The sequence below is a fragment of the Bartonella tamiae Th239 genome (assembly GCF_000278275.1).
GTDB classification, from domain to species: Bacteria; Pseudomonadota; Alphaproteobacteria; order Rhizobiales; family Rhizobiaceae; genus Bartonella; species Bartonella tamiae.
In genome coordinates this window covers 1,522,560-1,543,492 of sequence record NZ_JH725147.1, presented here as the reverse complement: position 1 = coordinate 1,543,492, position 20,933 = coordinate 1,522,560, and the positions used below count along the sequence as shown (strand labels likewise).

17 protein-coding genes are annotated in these 20,933 nt (G+C 36.9%); 10 read left to right on the top strand and 7 right to left on the bottom strand.

The annotated features are described in order from the left end of the window. Positions 1-51: 51 nt before the first annotated feature. Complete coding sequence (locus tag ME5_RS06955) at positions 52-375, bottom strand: 2Fe-2S iron-sulfur cluster-binding protein (RefSeq protein ID WP_035000190.1); 324 nt, start codon at positions 373-375, stop codon at positions 52-54. 199 nt (positions 376-574) lie between these two features. Here ME5_RS06955 and ME5_RS06950 point away from each other — a divergent pair, with 199 nt between their 5' ends. Further along, positions 575-5,527, top strand: coding sequence for an apolipoprotein A-IV repeat region-like domain-containing protein (locus ME5_RS06950; RefSeq protein ID WP_008039692.1), 4,953 nt, complete (start codon positions 575-577; stop codon positions 5,525-5,527). Positions 5,528-5,888: 361 nt separating this feature from the next. Here ME5_RS06950 and ME5_RS06945 read toward each other — a convergent pair whose 3' ends face one another. From ME5_RS06945 to ME5_RS06930, 4 genes are read right to left on the bottom strand one after another with little or no spacing between them, the layout of a single operon-like run. After that, positions 5,889-6,494: an ABC-type transport auxiliary lipoprotein family protein gene (locus ME5_RS06945; protein WP_008039691.1), complete on the bottom strand. Its 606-nt coding sequence runs from the start codon at positions 6,492-6,494 to the stop codon at positions 5,889-5,891. Next, positions 6,491-7,456: an MlaD family protein gene (locus ME5_RS06940; RefSeq protein ID WP_008039685.1), complete on the bottom strand. Its 966-nt coding sequence runs from the start codon at positions 7,454-7,456 to the stop codon at positions 6,491-6,493. The genes ME5_RS06945 and ME5_RS06940 overlap by 4 nt, the downstream gene beginning before the upstream one ends. Then, positions 7,446-8,300, bottom strand: coding sequence for an ABC transporter ATP-binding protein (locus tag ME5_RS06935; RefSeq protein ID WP_008039683.1), 855 nt, complete (start codon positions 8,298-8,300; stop codon positions 7,446-7,448). The genes ME5_RS06940 and ME5_RS06935 overlap by 11 nt, the downstream gene beginning before the upstream one ends. Positions 8,301-8,311: 11 nt before the next feature. Further along, a complete protein-coding gene (locus ME5_RS06930) occupies positions 8,312-9,481 on the bottom strand; it encodes an ABC transporter permease (protein ID WP_008039681.1) in 1,170 nt (389 codons plus the stop codon). A gap of 252 nt (positions 9,482-9,733) precedes the next feature. Between ME5_RS06930 and ME5_RS06925 the strand changes: the two genes are divergently transcribed. The 7 genes from ME5_RS06925 to ME5_RS06895 all read left to right on the top strand — a co-directional run bounded on the left by ME5_RS06925 (position 9,734) and on the right by ME5_RS06895 (position 17,804). Then, positions 9,734-10,513, top strand: coding sequence for an SDR family oxidoreductase (locus ME5_RS06925; RefSeq protein ID WP_008039672.1), 780 nt, complete (start codon positions 9,734-9,736; stop codon positions 10,511-10,513). Positions 10,514-10,525: 12 nt separating this feature from the next. After that, complete coding sequence (locus tag ME5_RS06920) at positions 10,526-12,838, top strand: NADP-dependent malic enzyme (protein ID WP_008039671.1); 2,313 nt, start codon at positions 10,526-10,528, stop codon at positions 12,836-12,838. A gap of 206 nt (positions 12,839-13,044) precedes the next feature. Next, entirely contained in the window at positions 13,045-13,329 is a 285-nt protein-coding gene (locus ME5_RS06915; RefSeq protein ID WP_008039668.1) for an acyl carrier protein, read from the top strand. 12 nt (positions 13,330-13,341) lie between these two features. Continuing rightward, on the top strand, positions 13,342-14,517 hold the full coding sequence (locus ME5_RS06910) for a beta-ketoacyl-ACP synthase (protein ID WP_008039664.1): 1,176 nt from the start codon (positions 13,342-13,344) through the stop codon (positions 14,515-14,517). Positions 14,518-14,526: 9 nt separating this feature from the next. Then, positions 14,527-15,804, top strand: a complete 1,278-nt coding sequence (locus ME5_RS06905) for a beta-ketoacyl-ACP synthase (protein ID WP_008039662.1) — start codon at positions 14,527-14,529, stop codon at positions 15,802-15,804. Between the two features lie 39 nt (positions 15,805-15,843). After that, entirely contained in the window at positions 15,844-16,872 is a 1,029-nt protein-coding gene (locus ME5_RS06900; protein ID WP_008039661.1) for a zinc-binding dehydrogenase, read from the top strand. Positions 16,873-16,874: 2 nt separating this feature from the next. After that, the gene (locus tag ME5_RS06895) at positions 16,875-17,804 is read left to right on the top strand and encodes a lipid A biosynthesis lauroyl acyltransferase (protein WP_196793516.1); all 930 of its coding nucleotides are present in this window, start codon (positions 16,875-16,877) and stop codon (positions 17,802-17,804) included. 102 nt (positions 17,805-17,906) lie between these two features. On the opposite strand, the gene galE is transcribed toward ME5_RS06895, so the two are convergent. Next, positions 17,907-18,914, bottom strand: coding sequence for a UDP-glucose 4-epimerase GalE (gene galE / locus ME5_RS06890; RefSeq protein WP_008039659.1), 1,008 nt, complete (start codon positions 18,912-18,914; stop codon positions 17,907-17,909). 84 nt (positions 18,915-18,998) lie between these two features. Between galE and mazG the strand changes: the two genes are divergently transcribed. Further along, positions 18,999-19,874, top strand: a complete 876-nt coding sequence (gene mazG, locus ME5_RS06885) for a nucleoside triphosphate pyrophosphohydrolase (RefSeq protein WP_008039658.1) — start codon at positions 18,999-19,001, stop codon at positions 19,872-19,874. 25 nt (positions 19,875-19,899) lie between these two features. Here mazG and ME5_RS06880 read toward each other — a convergent pair whose 3' ends face one another. Continuing rightward, on the bottom strand, positions 19,900-20,277 hold the full coding sequence (locus tag ME5_RS06880; protein ID WP_008039657.1) for an iron-sulfur cluster assembly accessory protein: 378 nt from the start codon (positions 20,275-20,277) through the stop codon (positions 19,900-19,902). Positions 20,278-20,491: 214 nt separating this feature from the next. On the opposite strand from ME5_RS06880, the gene ME5_RS06875 reads away from it, so the two are divergent. Beyond that, positions 20,492-20,914: a c-type cytochrome gene (locus tag ME5_RS06875; protein WP_008039656.1), complete on the top strand. Its 423-nt coding sequence runs from the start codon at positions 20,492-20,494 to the stop codon at positions 20,912-20,914. The last annotated feature ends 19 nt before the right edge of the window (positions 20,915-20,933 follow it).

Sequence of the window (20,933 nt, the reverse complement as noted above, 5' to 3'; positions counted from 1 at the left end):
CAGACGACTATTTTATAAAAAAATTATATTCTTATTCAATATTTTTTGAATTTAGTTTTGTTTTGGTGGAATATGAACGATGAGACCATTTAAACGCTCATCAAGTTTTATTTGACAAGATAAACGAGAATTTTCCTGGCGATCATAGGCAAAATCTAACATATCATCTTCCATTGAATTTGGTAGTTCTACGTGTTCAATCCAATCATCGTCTATGATAACATGACACGTTGCACAAGCACATGCTCCCCCACATTCTGCAATGATACCGGGTATGTTATTTTTATAAGCGACTTCCATTAATGTTTTTCCAGATGGACAATTTACAATAAATTCTTTACCATCACTGTCTGTTATGAATATCACCTTAATCAAAAGAAAACATCCTAACATATTGATATTTATTATTTTTATTTATATAATATTTTATTTTCATTTTACGCGTTAACTTTATTTAAATTCTTTTTAAACTTTGACACAGAACGTATTTCTTTATGAAGTGTTAAAGAGTAAGATGGGGAACCTTTTGAAAGGAATACTATCCTTTCGTTGTGTATAGAGTAAAGAGGCAAATATGGCACGCAGGATCAAGGCAGAAAAAATTGAAGCTGAAGTTGAAGAAGCTCTTGAGCAAGCTTTAGATTTCAATTTTGATGACGCACTTAACGATGATATATCGTTAGATGATGATACTATGATTGATCTTGATGATCTGGCTCAACAAATTGCGCTTGCAACTGAAGAGTTAGAAGCAGAAAACGGATCAAATACATCTAAAAACGCAAAAGTTGGACCAGCTGTCGACGAATCAGTTGCTGAACAGCTTTTTGGGGAAAAACCCCAACGTGAAATATCTGGTGGTACTGTACGCGATCCTTTACTTGCAACTCCACCACAACCTGCCAATGATGTTGGTTTTAAAGCAGCCCCTCGCCGCCTCATGTCACGTAAGTCATCATCGCGCATTTATTGGAGTACTACAGCACTTAGCGCGTTATGGGTTGCAGGTGGTGCATTTGTTGCGAACACTCTTTCAACTGGCGGATTAGGTGCGCTTGGAAGCTTTATTGCCACACCTACAGGTCTTGCTGTTGCCGCAGGAACGGCCATTCCGATTTTAATGTTTTGGGGGTTTGCACAATTATCGAAAAGATCGAATGAATTACAAAATATAGCAGTCGCTATGTCGGATGCAGCTTTACGTCTTAATCATCCTCAAAAAACTACAGAGGAACAGTTTGCGACATTAGGGCAAACGATTCGTCAAGAAGTGTCTGCAATGAGCGAGGGTATAGAAAGAACTCTTTCTCGTGCAGTTGAATTGGAAGCTTTAATTCAGGGAGAAGTGCATAATTTAGAACGGGCTTATTCAGAAAATGAATCACGCATTCATAGTCTAATTACTGAACTTGGCAATGAAAGAGAATCAATTTTAAGCCATGCTGAACGCGTTCGTACGACTATTCACGGAACAGAACATCAATTAAGTAACGAATTTGGCTCAATCGCTGCAAATATTGCCTCTAATGTTGAAAATGTTGCCCAGACATTGTCTCAAACTTTAAAACGTCAAGGTGAAGAACTTGTTTCTCGATTGTCAGAAGCAGGTGAAGGCGTTAGTGGAGATCTCGCTAAAAAGTTTAGTGAAACTGCTCAGCAGATACAACATCAAAATACCCAGCTTTTTGATAATTTAGAAGAACGTTTTAATATTGCTGCGCAACGTTTTGAAACCAATGGACAAATATTAGCGGATACATTTAGTAGTGGTGCAAGTGAAGCGGAAGCACGCGCTGAAGAAATTTCAACGCGTATGCAAGCTGCCGCAGAAAGTGCTTTGTCTAAGTTTGATGAAAAATTTAAAAAACTTGATAACGCTATTGTAGATCGTAGCAATCAATCTTTGAATGAGTTTGACGAAAGAATGACTTATTTAGGTGAAAAAGCTGATACGTTAAGTGATCGTTTTGATGATGCAACGATTGCCGCGGTTGAGGCTTTTGAAAAAAGACTTGCTGATGTTGATAGGACTTTGGGTGAACGCAGTACATCAATCATTCATTCATTCATTTCACGCGCGCAAACATTAGAAGAAAGCACTGAAAAACTTGGTAGCATTTTAGAATCACGTGCGCATCAGATTAATGAAACACTCAAAGAGCGTACAATTGATATTGCCAATACTTTTTCGCAAGGCCGCAATGAGTTTCTTACAACACTCGGTGATAGTAAGAAAATATTGGCAGAAGAAATTGAAGATATAAATACGTCAATAGCAACGGTGATTAAAAATCGTGCTGATGATTTTAAGTCACAAATGGCTGAGGGGCGTGCGTTAATTGCACAAATGCTTGATGGTGAATCTGATAAGGTTGGAGATACTGTAAAGCAACAAATAAATCTTATTTCTCAGCATGTTTCTAATTTGGAAGAATCTCTGGTTAGAAATGTGATGACGTTTGATGACCATGCGCGTAATCATTTGGAAGAACTTGATGAACGTTCTGAACGCATTCACAATATAATTACAAGAAGTTTTGAAACTGCAAATGAAGTTTTAGATACTCATGCGCATAACATTGATGTTCGTGCGGATGCATTGCGTGAATCTCTCACCCTTAATAGTTCTGCTTTAAATGAAGTTTTGGTTGATCAAGCTCGTGTTTTGGAAGAACGTATTGATCACATTAGGGAAATCATTAAGCAAGGTGATCTTCATTTTGGCGATGCTTTGGGTAAACAAGTTTCATTGGTTGAAAATGCTATCAATTCCAACAGTGAAACATTAAGAGTAACCTTCACAAGTCATTTGGATACTTTAGAAAGCCATACAGAGTTACTCAAAAGTGCTTTATCACAATCTAATGGGTCATTACTGGAATCGATCGATTCACGTATTGGTTCATTGAATGATAATCTTACTAGTAAAAGCTTAGAGATTGCTGAGAGAGCCACTGAGTTGGAGCAGCATCTATCGCATACATTGAATCATGTCAGTCAAACTTTGGAAGCGCAAACAACGGTTTTAGGTCAAAAATCGAATGAATTAAAATTTGTTGTTATGACAAATAATGATCAAATTAGACAATCCTTTAGCGAGCAGACGGCAATACTCGATGAACGTACTCAAACAATGAAAAAAGCATTGGATATTGGCGTTAATACAGTCAAGGATACTCTTGAGAAGTCGGCCGTAAAGCTTGCTGGTGATTTGCGTGAAAATATCGTGGCGGTTTCGGATGTCTTTAATGAAGAAGCACAAAAAGCAGGCAATATTATTGATAATGCGCGTAATGTTTTGATTTCTGGTCTTTCCATTGAAGCTGAAAAGACGGCAGGTTTATTAACGCAGACAAGTGAACAGTTAGTGACTGTGTTATCTACGAATACAGAAAGAGCAGCTAGTACATTGAATGAAACTGGTGGTAAACTGGTAAGTAATTTTATGTCCATTACTGAAAAAGCTTCAGAAATGATTTCTTCAAGTGGCGATTATTTAGTAACAGCTGTTTCAGAAGAAACAGATAAGGTACAATCTGCGATGTCAATTGTAGGTGAAGAGCTTGTATCATCCTTGGCTGATGTGGCTGTAAAAGCTGAAACTGTTTTGACATCTTCAGGTAAACGTGTGGCAGAAAGCTTTTCGCTAGAAACACAAAAATCTGGACAAATTCTTAATGACATAGGAAACAATCTTGTTACGACTTTAAATACGCAAATTGAAGGTGCTGCGGATCGTTTCAGTCAGGCAGGACAAGTTTTATCATTATCTGTACATGATGAAATTTCACGTATTGAAACACTGATAGGCGAACAAGCACAACGCTTTAATACTGCAATTCAAACTTCCGCATCTTCGATGGAACAATCTTTAGCTGAACGTTCATATCTCTTGCATGAAACAGTAGAAAAAATTGAAATGAATATTGGCGATAAGATGTCGATGATTGGTCAAAATTTAACTTCTGTTGTAAATGATGCAACCACCCATATTACTGGTGGCGTTGAACAGCTATCAGATGTTGCACAAAATCTTAGTCAAGCAGCAAAACAAACAAGTACTTCGCTCGGGTCATTGGCTAATCATTTTGGCAGTCAAATCCATCAAGTTGCACAAGATGCTGAAAAAAGAATACAAGCAGAAAATAAAGCTTTAATGGATGCATTTGCTAAACGCAGTTCAGAGACAATACAAGTTGTATCATCTGTTAAGAATGATTTGATGGGGAACGTATCTGCATTGCTTCAACAAATGGATCAGTCAGCACGTGATATGAGTGAAAATACGAACTCTCTTATTTCTTCTATTCAAAATATTGACGGACAATTTAACAATACTGCAAATCAGTTTTATAATAGTACTAGCAATGTGATCGACCATTTAACAAAATCGAATACTATGCTCAGCAATAATGTTGAAATGTTGCAGGGACTTTCAAATAATACTTATGCTCAAATCGGTGAAATGAGCCAAAAATTAGAACAACATGCAGAAATTTTAAGTCATGCGGCTGATCTTATTCATCGTTCTCAATTTGCACTGAACACAACATTAGAAGACAAACATGAGATGTTAGAGCAATTGAGTAAGGCTTTGGTTGAAAAGTCTGAAGAGATCAATCAAGTAGTGTCTCATTATGAATATATCATCAGCAGTGCTTTGCAACAGACAGATAAAGGTGCTCGTCAATATGCAGAGAAAATTCAACATAGCTTAAATGAGACTTTAGGGAATGCGTCAGAAAAATTTTCAGGAGCAACAGAAGAATTACGTCGTTCAGCGCAAGCAATTCGTTCTGAACTCTCAAAAACAAGTGGCGATTTAGCAAAAACTATAGGTGATTTACCAAATCAAACGCTTGAATCCACGCAAGCCATGCGCAATGCGGTTGAGGATCAAATTAACGTATTGAAAGAATTATCTACGGTGATGCAAAACAATGCGACAAATTTAGGTGTCTCTCGTCCTACGTTTCAAAACCAAGAAAAACCATTTAAAAAAAGCAAATCTTTTTTTACACGTTCAAATGAGCGCTCCACTGAGTATGATAAAGTAAATGATAGTTTTGAGATAAAAAATGCACGAGATAGTTGGGTTTCAAATCTATTAGCCCGCGCTTCTAGTCATGATGATTTTCGCGATTCAACCGTGACTAAAGTAAGAAAAGAAAGAACAGCAGATCATGTTGTTGAATCACTCAACTCACTTTCTGTTGATATCGTTCGTGCTATTGATCATGATGCTGCTGTTGATTTATGGGGTCATTATCGCCGTGGACAACGCAATATTTATACTCAACGATTATACACATTTGATGGACAACTTACTTTTGAAAAAATTAAACAAAAATATGGTTCCGATCATGATTTTCGTCGTTCTGTAAATCAATATATTGCAGACTTTGAAAAATTACTTCGTGAAGTTTCCAGAGATGGTAGAGGAAAAAATGCTGTAAGAAATTATCTTACGTCAGATACTGGAAAAGTATATACGATGCTCGCACACGCTAGCGGACGTATTCAATAAAACCAAAATAATGGTTAAATCAAAACAATAAGTTTAAAGGGAATCTTATAAAAGGTTCCCTTTCACTTTTTAGAAGTTTTTAAAAAAAATGGTATTTACATCATTATTCATAATGAAAAATATGGATATTTAATACGTTTTGGTTGAAAGTTTTAATCGTATTTTTAATAATCGATTTTTGATTTTGATGCTTATAATGCTTATAAGTTGAACAAACATATGATACACGTGATATTTATAAAATGAATATTCATACATGATTTTCAGAATACATGTTTGTATAAATTTAATATTATAAATCCACATAAAAAAGACAGAAAAGCATTCAACTTTTCCGCCTGTTTTTTAAATATTATATTTATTAAAGAGCTGAGGTTACCCAATTTACTATATCGATAGTAAGTGCCGAAAAAGCAGTATCCAATGCATGTGCGTATTGATTATTTTCTACACCAATGACGCCAGATTGAGATCTAAAGATCCGAGAGGCACGAATGTTTCCATTACGATCATCCATAATTTTGATGCTTATTTCAATATTCGCGATTTTTTGGTTATTTCCTACTTCAACATCAAAAGATCTTATATCAGTCAAAATTTGATAATTGATAGCCAACCCATCACCTGGACGACCAACACCACCAAACTGATTGCTATTATCAAATGCTTGCACAAGACGCGCTTGAATAAGATTAGGAAGACGATCGCTCCATTGTGCTTTTTTTAAATAAGCGATCGCTCCACCTTGACGGATAACGATATCTTGACCATCAAGAGCTTTTACAGCATCAGGTTTGGCTATTAATATTTGAATATTTTTGTGTGTTTTATTTGTTGGTGCTGTAAAACGATTAACAGTCAGATCAAATGTATCACGAGGGGGGGAACTGCATGCAGATACGAACCCTGTTGATATAAGAGTGAATAATGCAAATTTAACAAGGGCAATGGTTTTTGTCGTTTTCATCGACGTGTTCTCCCATCATATTGCGGAACGCTACCTGTTCCACCAAAAATTATACGTTGTGGATCGCGTTCCAAATCTGTAATTGCCTGCTCAATACGTTCAATAGAACGACGGCTATCATTGACAAGCGCTTCAACATTGCGCAATCCCTTGCCTGAAAAACGTTCTAAATTGTTAGCAATAGGTCCAATGTGCTGATTAAGAGTGTCAGCCGCATCTTGTATAGATGTTAATGTTTTTTGCGCTTGGACAACAACACTATTTTTATTGTCTGGTGACAACATCCTATCGAGTTTAGCCATAATAGAATCGGCTTTTTCAGATGCTGTATTCAAACGCTTCATCATTTGGCTGGTATCATTCATTATATTTTGAACATTATCTTTATTGTTGATAAGTGTATTCGAGAAATCCCGTGTATTTTCAACAGTTTGTGTTAATGGATCACGAACATCCTTAATAAAGCCTTCCAATTCTTCAAGTGCTGAGTTCGCACGTGCAAAAATATCTTGTGCTGTTGCTAAAAGATTATTGAATGTTGATGGATCTGCATCAATACGTGCCACCGTATCATCACGCTCGGCTTCTTCTAAAAGATTAGGCTCATTGAGACTCCCCCCTTTTAATTCAATAAAAGCTAATCCTGTTAAACCTTGGAAACCAAGTGTTGCAACAGTGGAACGTGTAATAGGGACTGTTCCATTTATTTCAGTTTTTGCAATTACCATATTGGGATTGCTTTCATCCAAAGTTAAGCGACGAACCGTACCTACTCTTATCCCATTGAAAAAAACCTGACTGCTTTCACCAAGACCACTTACAGAACCTGGAATACGAACATCAAGAGGTTCCAAGTTTCGTGATTCAAACAAGCCAGAAATATAAAAAACAATTAAAAATGCAGCGATAAGCGTTGTAACGGTGAATACACCGACCTTCACGTAATTAGCTTTAGTTTCCATTTTGTTTTGCCGCCTCTTTTGTTAGTTGAGCACTTCGGCGTTGTTGCGAAGGTACCATTTGACGTGATCTTTTTCCTTGAAAATAGGACTGAACCCAAGGATCATCAACTTTCAACATTTCTTCAATCGTGCCTTCAACCATAACCTTTTTGTGTCCAAGAACTGCTATTCTATCACAGACTGAGTAAATACTATCTAAATCATGCGTAACCATATAAACGGTTAATCCCATAGTATCGCGCAAATCTGCAATGAGCTCATCAAAATCCGCTGCACCTATAGGGTCAAGACCTGATGTTGGTTCATCAAGAAACACAATGTGAGGGTCAAGAGCTAAGGCGCGTGCTAAAGCAGCGCGTTTTATCATGCCACCTGACAATTCTGAAGGATATTTTTCGGCTGTATCGGCCTCTAACCCTACAAGTGAAATTTTTAAACGCGCTAATTCATCCATGAGTTTTGGTGAAATATCGAGGTATTCACGCATCGGAACTTGAATATTTTCTAAAACATTTAATGCAGAAAAAAGTGCTCCGTGTTGAAATAAAACACCCATTCTCATATCGATTTCAACGCGCTCTTGATCATTTATTTGATCGATGTTTTGGCCAAGTATTTTAATTTGACCTGAAACTTTTTTATTTAATCCTAATATTGTACGCATTAAAACAGATTTACCAGCCCCTGATGGACCAATAAATGCAAGAATTTCACCGCGCCGAATATCAAGATCAAGCCCATCTAAAACTTTTTTATCACCAAACTGAACGGTCACATCACGCACAGAAATAACGGTATTTGTATCGAGATCTAGGGCTGATTGTGTTTTTTTATTTTGATTCACCAAAACCCCTTTTAAAAATTAATGGCCGCATAAAAAATGGCAAAAAAACCATCGATGACAATAACAACAAAAATTGAACGAACGACAGAAGATGTTACACGCTGCCCTAAAGATTCAGCACTTCCGCCAACTTTTAAGCCTTCTACTGATGCAATAATACCAATAATAAGTGCCATAAAAGGCGCCTTTATTAATCCTGCAAAATACGTTGTTGTCCAAACAGCATCATATAATCGGTTCATAAATGCTTCATAAGCAATGCCAGAATATACTTTTGAGACAAATGCTGCACCTAAAATCGCTGCAATATCAGCAATTACTGTAAGTAAAGGAAGTATAATGGCTAAAGCAACCAAACGTGGAAAAACCAATACGCCAATAGGATTTAACCCCATAACTTGCAATGCGTCAGTTTCCTCACGCATTTTCATCGAACCTATTTCAGCTGTAATTGCACTACCAGAACGTCCTGCAATCATAATTGCTGTTAAAAGCACACCAAGTTCTCGAAAAACTAATATACTCACCAAATCAACGACAAAAATTTCAGCTCCAAAAGTTCTTAATTGAAAAGCACCTTGCTGGGCAATAATTGCGCCAACAATAAAAGACATTAATACAATAATTGGAATGGCACCAACACCCATCCGATCAATTTGTGTAACCAAAGCAGGAAGACTTATGCCTGACCCTCGTCCTTTTTTTGTTTGTGCACCACTAATTGTCGCGCCAAGAATATGCATGGCTAATTTTAAATCACGCAATGCATTCAAAGTGTGAATACCAAAAAATTCAAAAAATCGGACGTGAAGTAGAGATTTCGGCTTCTGCCTTGTTTCGTCTTTATTATTAAAACTTTGCCCCACTGTTTCTAAAAGTGAATGCCACGAATCTTTTGCGCCACTTAGTTTGACTGGAATATTATTCTGTTTAAATTTGACGTAAAGTCGATCAAGCATCCAAGCACCAGAGGTATCCAGTCCATGCATTTGCGTTGCATCGATAACAACATGCTCACAACGGGTATTTTCAACTTTGCGCAAATCATCGTCAATAAGTTGAACTGTATGGGTATTCCAATACCCATAACATTTTATTGTTAATAAACCATCTGCGACAGAGTGTTCAACCGATGCTTTATGACGTTCTTTTTGTGATTTTTGCTTTTGTTGATCACTCATTCACGCGTCCACTATATTCACATAATTTATGATGCCATATATTGAAAAAACATCAAATTAACAAATAATAATAAATGATTTCAGGTCACCATTTCGTGTATATTTTATCTATTTCAAACTCTACACTAACTTAATGTTATAGCATATTTAATAAATAATATATGAATATCCATTTTATTTTATAGGACATTAAAATAATAGTTAAACAATTTGACCATCTTATAACGGGCATTTTCGAGGAGAGCAAGTGGTATGGATTTAGGACTTAAAGGACGTCATGCTATCATTTGTGCATCAAGTAAGGGGCTTGGTAAAGCATGCGCTATTGCTTTAGCAGATGAAGGATGCAGTGTCACACTAAATGGACGAACAAAAGAAACATTAGAGTCAACAGCAAAAGAAATTACCGATAGATGTCATGTTGAAGTGAATGTCGTTGTTGCTGATGTGTCAACTTTTGAAGGGCAAAATGAATTATTAAAAAAATGTCCGCAACCAGATATTCTCATTAATAATAATGGCGGTCCTCCCTTACGTGATTTCAAAGAACTTGATCGCAATAAAATTCTTTCAGGGATTACACAAAACATGGTCACGCCGATTGAACTTATACAAGCGGTTATAGACGGTATGAGAGAAAGAAAATTCGGACGAATTATTAATATCACTTCTACATCGATTTATGCACCAATTTTAGGACTTGACCTGTCTTCAGGTGCACGTGCGGGTTTGACATCTTTTTTAGCAGGTATTGCACGAACAGTTGTACGTGATAATGTCACTATTAATAATTTGCTTCCTGGACCCTTCGCAACAGATCGGTTGTTGAAGACCTTTAACGTTAATGGCGGAAAGGAAAATTCGATCAATCATGATCTTATCGAAGAACGCAAAAAACAAAATCCTGCACAACGCTTTGGTGAGCCTGACGAATTTGGCCACGCCTGTACATTTCTTTGTTCTGAGAAGTCTGGGTTTATTACTGGACAAAACATTATTTTAGACGGCGGTGCCTATATTAGTGCATTTTGAAATGAGACAAATATGACAGATAACAAAAAAAAAGACCTGAAACGTGCTGAGCTTGAAAAAGCAGCATTATTTTATCATCAATATCCAAAACCTGGAAAATTAGAAATACAACCTATAAAACCATTGGGTAATCAGCGTGATCTAGCACTTGCATATTCCCCCGGCGTTGCTGCTCCATGTTTGGCTATAAGTGGTGATCCTGATAGTGCGGCACAATATACATCACGCGGAAACTTAGTGGGCGTCATTTCAAATGGGACTGCTGTCTTGGGTCTTGGCAATATTGGACCACTTGCTTCAAAACCAGTTATGGAAGGCAAGGCTGTTCTATTTAAAAAATTCGCGAATATAGATGTCTTTGATATTGAAATAGATGCACAAAATGTTGAGAATATAGTCAGTACAATCAGTTCGTTAGAACCAACATTTGGCGGCATCAATCTTGAAGATATTAAAGCACCTGAATGTTTTGAGGTAGAAGAACAATTACGGGCAAAAATGAATATTCCCGTATTTCATGATGATCAACACGGTACAGCAATTATCGTGGGAGCTGCCATTATTAATGGATTAGATCTTGCGGGTAAAAAAATTGAAGATGTAAAAATTGTGACTTCTGGAGCAGGAGCAGCAGCACTTGCGTGTCTAAATCTTTTGGTTCGTCTTGGCGCAAAACGAGAAAATATATGGGTAAGCGATTTAGAAGGCGTCGTTTATGAAGGCCGCGAAGTTTTGATGGATCGGTGGAAAAGTGCATATGCTCAAAAAACCAATGCAAGAACGCTGAATGAGATTATTGATAGTGCAGATGTTTTCTTAGGTGTTTCCGCTGGAGGCGTTTTAAAGCCAGAAATGCTTAAAAAAATGGCTTCAAAACCATTGATTTTAGCTTTGGCAAATCCAAGTCCAGAAATTATGCCAGAAGATGCACGAGCTGTTGTTGCTGATGCGGTTATTTGTACGGGTCGGTCTGATTATCCCAATCAGGTAAATAATGTTCTATGTTTTCCATATATATTTCGTGGTGCTTTAGATGTCGGTGCAACTGCAATAAACGAAGAAATGAAAGCAGCAGCTGTATATGCAATAGCTGCTCTTGCTCGAGAAGAACCTTCAGATGTTGTCGCACGCGCTTATTCAGGTGAAGTGCCAAGTTTTGGTCCTGATTACGTCATTCCTTCTCCTTTTGATCCACGTCTTATTTTACGCATTGCCCCTGCAGTTGCAAAAGCTGCTATGGAAACGGGTGTGGCTCTTCGTCCTATACAAGATATGTCAGCCTATCTTGATGAATTAAACAAGTTTGTTTTCCGTTCTGGACTTATTATGAAGCCTGTTTTTGCAGCTGCAAAATCAGCCGCTGCAAAACGTGTAATTTATGCGGATGGAGAAGATGAACGCATTTTGCGCGCTGCACAAGTCGTTCTTGAAGAGCAAACTGCAATTCCTATTTTAGTGGGGCGTCCTAGTGTTATTGAAACGCGACTTAAACGTTTTGGTTTGCGTATTAAGCCATCAGTAGATTTTGATATTATCAATCCTGAAGATGATCCGCGTTATCGCGATTATGTGGATCTTTTTTTACATTACACAGGGCGTGCGGGTGTCACACCTGAAGGAGCACGCACAATCGTACGAACATCGACAACAGCAATTGCTGCACTTGCCGTCATGCGAAATGAAGCAGATGCTATGATTTGTGGTTTAGGTGGTCGGTTTGAACGCAACTTGCAACTTGTTGAGCAAATCATTGGTTTAAACAAAAAAGTAAGCCATTTTTCTGCGTTAAGCCTTCTTATTTCACAAAGAGGCACTTTGTTTTTAACAGATACTTATGTCAATGTTGATCCAACTGCGCAAGAGATTGCTGAAATGACTGCGCTAGCAGCTGAAGAAATTCGCGGTTTTGGAATAACACCAAAAGCTGCCTTCTTATCTCATTCAAATTTTGGCTCAAAAAATAGCGAAAGTGCGCGTAAAATGCGCCATGCTGCTGAAATTGTTGCAAAAAATTTTCCAGATCTAGAATCTGATGGCGAAATGCATGGCGATTCTGCTCTTTCACAAACTTTGCGTGATAGAGTTTTGCCATCTTCTCGTCTAAAAGGAGAAGCTAATTTGCTTATATTTCCTAATCTTGATGCCGCAAATATTACATTAAATGTGACTAAGAATTTAACTGATTCATTGCATGTTGGACCGATTTTATTAGGATCGGCTCGACCCGCACATATATTAACACCTTCAGTAACATCGCGAGGCGTTGTAAATATGACCGCATTAGCGGTTTTAGAAGCCAATAAAAAAAATATTCATAAAAATTAATTGTGGCTTTAAGTGTAGTTATATCTTGTAATGTTGAATTAATATTGCCTTAATATTATGATTCAAATATCAAGCGACTCTTGTGTTTTAATATGTGAAACCTATTTAAAATTTTCATTTGCCCTTTTTTTTAGATAAGAAAGAGGCTAGATAGATTCTGAACAAGGCTCATAATGAGCCCGTAAACAATATAAAGGAATTGCACATTGTCCTCTACGTTTGACAAAGTTGCCGATATTATCGCAGAAACAAGTGAAATTGATCGTGATACAATCACGCCTGAAAGCCACACAATCGATGATTTAGGGATCGATAGTCTTGATTTTCTTGATATTGTCTTTGCAATAGATAAAGCTTTTGGAATCAAAATTCCATTGGAAAAATGGACACAAGAAGTAAATGATGGCAAAGTCCCAACTGATGAATATTTTGTTTTAAAAAACCTTTGTGCAAAAATTGATGAACTTGTTTCGGCCAAACACGCTGGATAATCGATTAAAGTCATGCAAAATCATAAAGTCGTTATAACTGGCATAGGACTGATAAGTTCTTTAGGTGAAGGTGTTGAAGAGCACTGGGAACGTTTAAATAGTGTGCCATTAAAACCACGTATCGACGAAAATCGATTTTCACCTTACACAGTTCATCCTATCGGTGAGATTGATTGGAACTTACAAATTCCAAAACGCAGCGATCAACGACAAATGGAAACATGGCAGCGCTTGGGAACATATGCGGCGGGACTTGCTCTTGAAGATGCTGGAATAAAAGGCGATGAAGCCTTAACATCTACAATGGATATGATTGTTGCTGCAGGTGGCGGTGAGCGTGATATAAACGTGGACTCGCAAATTTTAGAAGCCGCTCGTCATCATCAAGAGCGTGGTGTTTTACTTAATCACATGCTCTCTTCTGAACTCCGACCTACCCTATTTTTAGCGCAACTTTCAAATCTTTTGGCCGGTAACATTGCAATTGTTCACAAGGTTACAGGATCTTCTCGCACATTTATGGGTGAAGAAGGCAGTGGTCTTTCAGCAATTGAGATTGCTTATTCACGCATTCGTTCTGGTCAAAGTACCCACGCTTTGGTTGGTGGTTCTTATAATGCGGAACATTATGATATGCTGTTAGGCCAAGAGCTTGCAGGTTCATTAAGTCGTCATGGTTGGAGCTCAGTTTGGGATCGTGAAAAAAGTGAAGGTGGTGGATTGATTTCTGGGTCTGGTGGTGTGTTTCTTGTTTTAGAGAAGGCTGAAAATGCTCTAAAACGTGGCGCAAAAATCTATGCTGAACTAGAAGGAATTATTACCGATCAGATCAATCGTAAAAAAAACTCGACTCTTGATGCTCTATCATTGATGTATCAAAAATTTGGTACTCAAGCTGATTTTTTCATATCAGCAGCATCTGGATTGAAAAAAATCACTCAAGAAGAACAACAATTCTTAGAGCAGACAAATTTGACTTATCGTGGAATAACCAGTGCATTTGGACATTTAAGAGAAGCTCAATTTCCTTTAGCATTAGCAATTGCTGCTATTGCAGTACAGAAAAAAGAAGCATTTGCAGCTTTAAACACTATAGAAAAACAGCATATTCAACCTATTCAAAATGTATTTATTTCGATGGTAGGTATGAATAGGGCTGAAGGTATGGCGAAATTAAAAGTCGCCTAAGGATTTATGATGAGTAAATATACCGATCATCTAGGACGTCCAATCGTCGCTATAACTGGTGCAGGTGTCGTGAGTTCACTTGGACAAGGGAAAGCTGAAAACTGGGATAAATTAACCAAAGGCATTTCTGGTATTCATACAATTACGAGATTTCCTATTCAAGATTTATATACGCAAATTGCAGGTACTGTTGATTTTTTGGATGAAAGTACAATTGGTGCTTCTGCTTTGTCAAAAAAACTTGCAGTTTTGGCTGGTGAAGAAGCTTTGGAACAATCTGGACTTGATCAAAAGCACTTTGATGGACCACTTTTTTTAGCTTCTCCTCCGGTTGAATTGGATTGGAAAGCGCGTTTTTTACTTGATGAAAATGCTGATAAAGATAAAGGTGCTTCTTATGAAGAATTGTTAAAAGAGTGCCGCAATAATACTCACGAAGATCTTTTTGAAACAACTCAATTTGGTTATATCGCAGAGCGTTTAAAGGAACACTTTGGTACAACGGGATTACCCATTACGCTTTCAACAGCTTGTGCATCTGGCGTAACAGCCATACAGCTTGGTGTTGAAGCGATTAGGAGAGGTGAAACAACACGTGCATTAACAATTGGTACTGATGGGTCAGTTTCTGCGGAAGCTCTTATTCGATTTTCTCTTTTATCAGCATTATCAACGCAAAATAAATATCCCGAAAAAGCATCGAAACCTTTTAGTAAAGGTCGCGATGGATTTGTCATGGCAGAAGGTTCTGGAGCTCTTGTTCTTGAATCTCTTGAAAGCGCTATTGATAGAGGCGCTAAAATTCTTGGAATTCTTGCCGGATGTGGTGAAACTGCTGATGATTTTCATCGTACCCGTTCTAAGCCTGATGCCTCACCTGCAATAGGCTCTGTTAGAGCTGCTCTTAATGATGCGGGATTAAACATTGATGAAATTGACTATGTCAATGCTCATGGTACATCAACGCCAGAAAATGAAAAAATGGAATATCTTGCTTTATCAACTGTGTTTGGCGATCGTTTGAAAAATCTACCCGTGTCATCGAACAAATCAATGATTGGTCATACTTTGACGGCTGCTGGTGCTATTGAAGCTGTTTTTTCTTTACTGACAATAGAAACAGGTATTTTGCCTCCTACCATTAATTATGATGAACCAGACGAGTCAATTCAACTTGATGTTGTGCCTAATCATGCAAGAAAAGCTAAAGTACAAAATGTTTTGTCCAACTCTTTTGGATTTGGTGGCCAAAACAGTAGCCTTGTCATAACGGCCTATAAAGGCTAATTAAAAAAAATGAATTAGCGGATCTAAAAGGATGTAAGGATGCGTGCATTACAATTGCTCGACGATAGGCGTTTGCAAGTAACTGAAATTGCAGCTCCTAATGCTCCACAACATGGTGAAGTGACGGTTCGTATTCGTGCTGTTGCTTTAAATCATATTGATGTTTGGGGATGGCGTGGCATGGCTTTTGCCAAACGCAAAATGCCTTTAACAATTGGTGCTGAGGCTTCAGGAATCATTGAAGATATCGGTTCAGGCGTTTCACATTTACAAAAGGGACAAATTGTATCAATTTATGGTGCCCAAACCTGTGGTCTTTGCAAATCTTGTCGTGAAGGCCGTGATAATTTGTGCACTCATGTAAGTGGCGTTCATGGCTTTCATCTTGATGGTTTTGCATGTGAGTCCGTTAATTTGCCTGCACGTTTATTAGTGCCTGCACCTCCCGATTGCGATGAGATAGGAGCTGCCGTTGCTCCTGTAACATTTGGAACAGTTGAACATATGCTTTTTGATAATGCACAACTTCAACCTGGTGAGACCATATTAATACAAGCTGGTGGATCAGGCATTGGATCGGCAGCTATTCAGCTTGCAAAAAAAATGGGGTGTACCGTTATTACGACAGTTGGTTCCAATGATAAAATAGAAAAAGCTAAAGAACTTGGCGCGGATCATGTTATCAATTATCGTGAAGATCGATTTGAAGGTGTTGTTCGTAAATTAACAAAGAAAAAAGGTGTTGATGTTGTTTTTGAGCATGTTGGTGCGGATACTTGGGCAGGATCAATGCTTTGTATGAAACGCGGCGCACGCCTTGTAATATGTGGTTCAACATCAGGTGTGTCAACACAGATGAATTTAATGCAACTCTTTCAACAACAACTAAAAATATTTGGGTCATTTGGATGTCGTATGGAAAATATGTCCAATGCAATGCAAAAGATGGCACAAGGTCTCGTCTATCCTGTGATTGATACGGTTGTGGGCTTTAATGATATTGATAAGGCTTTACGACGCATGGAAAGCCGTGATGTGTTCGGCAAAATTATTTTGAAAATTGATTAATTGTGACAATGCGATTTCAACTTTTAATATTTCGCTTAAAACACAAGCTAAAATCCATTTGGAATTGGTATTGGGCGCATTGCGTTGCGAGTATAATTTTTTTTGTTAAATTATTTCCTGCTCAAGTGGGTATTGCATTTTTTTGTTGGTTTGCACGTTTTTTTGGACGTTTTTCTTCACGTCATACTGTAGCTCTTGATAATTTGCGTCGAGCTTATCCTGAAAAAGATGATGCATGGATACGACAAACAGCACTCGAAATGTGGGAAAATATGGGTCGGCTTTTTGCTGAATATGTTTTCTTAGATCAAATTTTTGATTTTGACCCAAATGCAGATAAACCCGGATTGGTTGAAGTCAAAGGAATTGATATTTTTTTGCGCTTGAAAGAAGAAAAAAAACCTCATATTTTTTTTACTGCCCATATTGGTAATTTTGAACTTTTGCCAATATGTGCAGCAACTTTTGGTCTTAATGTAACGGCTTTATTTCGTCCGCCTAATAATCCTTATATTGCCAAAAGAGTATTAAAATCTAGACGGACTCAAATGGGGCATCTTGTGCCATCGAAAGCAGGTGCGGCTTGGGCACTAGCAGGGAAGTTAGCTGATGGTGATGATGTTGGTATGTTGGTCGATCAAAAGTTTCGACGCGGTATCAAAGGAACTTTCTTTAAACGTCCTGTAAAAACCAATCCATTATTAATTAAGCTCGCTCGACAATATGATTGTGATGTTTATCCAGCGCGTTGCATACGTTTGCCCGGTGGAAGATATCGCTTAGAACTTTATGAACGTATGGAATTATCATTTTGTGAAGATAATCAAATTGATATGAATAAAACAGCTCAAAAACTTAACGATATAGTTGAAGAATGGGTTCGTGAATATCCTAGTCAATGGATGTGGTTTCATAAACGTTGGGGTGAGTAATTATAAATATGACAAAACAAGTCATAATACAAAATCTTGCATAATATGAATTTTTAAAAAATATATTTTTTTTATCAAAAAAATGTTTTTCAAATATTAAATTTATTCGTATCCGTTTGGATTTTTTATTTGAAAATTCCACATATCAAAACACATTTGTTTAAGATCTTTTGTTGCTTTCCATTGTAATAATCTTTCGGCTGAAGTCGGATCAGCATAAAATTCGCCTATATCTCCCTGACGGCGTGAGGCTATCTCATAATGGATTTTACGATTGGATACATGTTCAAAAGCATGAATAACGTCAAGAACGCTATATCCCTCCCCTTTTCCCAAATTAATTGTCGACATACCTGTTTTATCTAAGGCTTCTAAAGCTTTTAGATGCCCTTCTGCTAAATCTTCAACGTGAATATAGTCACGAATGCCTGTTCCATCTTTTGTATCGTAATCATTGCCCCAAATCATAAGCTTATCTCGTTTTCCTAAAGATACTTGGGCTATGATAGGCATAAGATTATTTGGAATTCCTTTAGGGTCTTCTCCAATAAGGCCACTTTCATGTGCACCTACTGGATTAAAATAGCGTAAAACAGAAATTGCCATGGTTGGGTCAGCTGTATAAAAATCATTTAACATGTTTTCAACCAAAAGCTTTGTTCGGCCATAAACACTTTCAGGTGCTAATGGATGCAATTCGTCATAAGGTAAATATTTTGGTTTTCCATACACAGTTGCAGTAGAGGAAAAAACAAATTTTTTAACATTTTTGGCTTTCATTGCTTGTAATAAACGTAAGCTACCGATCACATTACAGTCATAATATACTTCTGGTTTTAGTTGTGATTCACCAACGGACTTTAGTCCAGCAAAATGAAGAACAGCCTCACAGTTGTGACGTTCAATAACCGCTTCGACAAAATTCTTATCACGAATGTCGCCTGATTCATTATGAATGATTCTTCCAGTAATGTGTGTTATGCGCCTTAGGACCTCAGGGTGACTGTTATCAAAATTATCAATAACGACAACATTATGGCCTGCATTAAGAAGAGCAACACAACAATGTGAACCAATATATCCAGCTCCACCCGTTACCAAAATATTCATATGATGTCCTTTTTATCATTCATTATATTTATCTTATGCTATTGATTAAAAAGCAACGCAAGAGTGAAAATTGGGTGCAATTTTATGTCAGATAATACAATGAAACCATCTCGTGACATTAAGGTTTTGCTTCAGATCTTATCGATTTTGCGAGATACTGAAAATGGATATGTTTGGGATAAGAAGCAAACATTTGAGACTATTATTCCCTATACATTGGAAGAAGTTTACGAAGTTATTGATGCAATTCATCGTCATGATAGGGATGATCTTTGTGAAGAACTTGGTGATCTCTTGTTACAAATTGTATATTATGCAACTCTTGCCAGTGAAGAAAAAAGTTTTGATTTTGGCGATATCGTTTATTCAATAACTGCAAAACTTATTCGTCGTCATCCCCATTTATTGAGATCAAATCATCATTTAACAGAAGAAGAGCATAAAAAATATTGGCAAGAAGTTAAACAATATGAAAAGCATATGAGACGCGAAAGACGACTTAAATTAGGACTAAATGATGACACGCCTAATGGGTATTTAGGAAGTGTCAAAACAGCACAGTCAAAACAAAAAGAATCGGTTGAACTTCTTAATCAGGCTGCAAAAGTTGGGTTTGAGTGGGACAATATTCAATCCTTTATCAATAAATTTCAAGAAGAAATTTATGAATTGAAAGAGGCTATTTCTGCTTCAGATCACGATACTATATTGGAAGAATTCGGCGATACTTATTTTGCTCTTCTTAATATAGCACGCAAATTAGAAATAGATCCAGATGATGCTTTAAATCGAACCAATCATAAATTTCGTTCTCGATTTGATTATATCGAAAATTATTTAAATGATAAAAAAACTACCTTTGAAGAAACATCTCTAGAAGACATGTTGATTCTTTGGAAAGACGCAAAAAAAATATTTAAATCAAAAAAATATTTTAAATGTAAAAAAATGGAAGTTTAAATCTTCACTATTTCGATACAAAATTTTATGTTGATGACGTTACATTTTCTAATGCGCTTTGTGATGCAGGACGAATTTCTACTGATTCACCACAGCCACAAGCTGAAGTTTGATTAGGATTATTAAACACAAAACCTGTCCTTAATGTTCCTATTTCATAGTCCATTTGTGTACCTAAAAGAAAGAGAACAGCTTCACGGGCAATATACACACGCGCCCTATCAAATTCGACAATGTCGGCATTTTTAATGTCTGTTGTAGCAAGATCAACTGTATATTCCATTCCCGCACAACCGCCTTTTTTAACACCAATAATGATGCCGTGAACGTTATTATTTTCCATAATTTCCACTACACGGTTTTGTGCGGCTTGTGTTAAAGTAATAACTGAAAAACGACCCATTTTAAGCTCTTTTGCATGTTAAATAATTTTAAGATTATATGGTAAGCGCTATTTGGCGCGTCAAGATGTAGCAAATACAAACATTGATTTATCTTTGATCTCAATGATAATAAATAAAGAACTTATAAAATACGATATAATCACATTGATAACAAGACGATCACAATAATAAGTGAATATTTTTGTAAGTGCAATGTGATTGCAGGAAATTCATATGCGCTATTGGCTAACTTTTTTTATATTAATATCATCGTGTCTTTTTTTAAATAATGCTTTTTCAGCTGATATTGAAAAAGGAAAATTAATTTTTAAAAGGTGTAGCGTCTGTCATAATATTGATAAACCAAACAATAAAGTCGGACCAACTTTATTAAACGTCATTGGACGACAAGCAGGTTCCTTAAAAGGATATAACTTTTCACCTGCTATGACCAATGCAGGTGAGAATGGTTTAATGTGGGATCGAGAAAATTTAATAACATATCTTCATAATCCACGCGCTATGATTAAAGGTACTAGAATGGCTACAGTAAGATTGCAAAACGATGATGATATTGACGATCTCATTGCTTATATAAAGTCAGCATCAACGTCTGATCAGAAAATAGATGATAGCAAAAAAAACGAACATCCATGATATATTTTAAAAAGTGATA

Excerpts from the sequence above, each read along its gene's own strand:
- ME5_RS06940 (WP_008039685.1), bottom strand. The coding sequence starts at position 7,456 with ATGGAAACTAAAGCTAATTACGTGAAGGTCGGTGTATTCACCGTTACA.
- ME5_RS06925 (WP_008039672.1), top strand. The coding sequence starts at position 9,734 with ATGGATTTAGGACTTAAAGGACGTCATGCTATCATTTGTGCATCAAGT.
- ME5_RS06950 (WP_008039692.1), top strand. The coding sequence starts at position 575 with ATGGCACGCAGGATCAAGGCAGAAAAAATTGAAGCTGAAGTTGAAGAA.
- ME5_RS06920 (WP_008039671.1), top strand. The coding sequence starts at position 10,526 with ATGACAGATAACAAAAAAAAAGACCTGAAACGTGCTGAGCTTGAAAAA.
- galE (WP_008039659.1), bottom strand. The coding sequence starts at position 18,914 with ATGAATATTTTGGTAACGGGTGGAGCTGGATATATTGGTTCACATTGT.
- ME5_RS06930 (WP_008039681.1), bottom strand. The coding sequence starts at position 9,481 with ATGAGTGATCAACAAAAGCAAAAATCACAAAAAGAACGTCATAAAGCA.
- ME5_RS06875 (WP_008039656.1), top strand. The coding sequence starts at position 20,492 with ATGCGCTATTGGCTAACTTTTTTTATATTAATATCATCGTGTCTTTTT.
- ME5_RS06900 (WP_008039661.1), top strand. The coding sequence starts at position 15,844 with ATGCGTGCATTACAATTGCTCGACGATAGGCGTTTGCAAGTAACTGAA.
- mazG (WP_008039658.1), top strand. The coding sequence starts at position 18,999 with ATGTCAGATAATACAATGAAACCATCTCGTGACATTAAGGTTTTGCTT.
- ME5_RS06910 (WP_008039664.1), top strand. The coding sequence starts at position 13,342 with ATGCAAAATCATAAAGTCGTTATAACTGGCATAGGACTGATAAGTTCT.
- ME5_RS06880 (WP_008039657.1), bottom strand. The coding sequence starts at position 20,277 with ATGGGTCGTTTTTCAGTTATTACTTTAACACAAGCCGCACAAAACCGT.
- ME5_RS06945 (WP_008039691.1), bottom strand. The coding sequence starts at position 6,494 with ATGAAAACGACAAAAACCATTGCCCTTGTTAAATTTGCATTATTCACT.
- ME5_RS06905 (WP_008039662.1), top strand. The coding sequence starts at position 14,527 with ATGAGTAAATATACCGATCATCTAGGACGTCCAATCGTCGCTATAACT.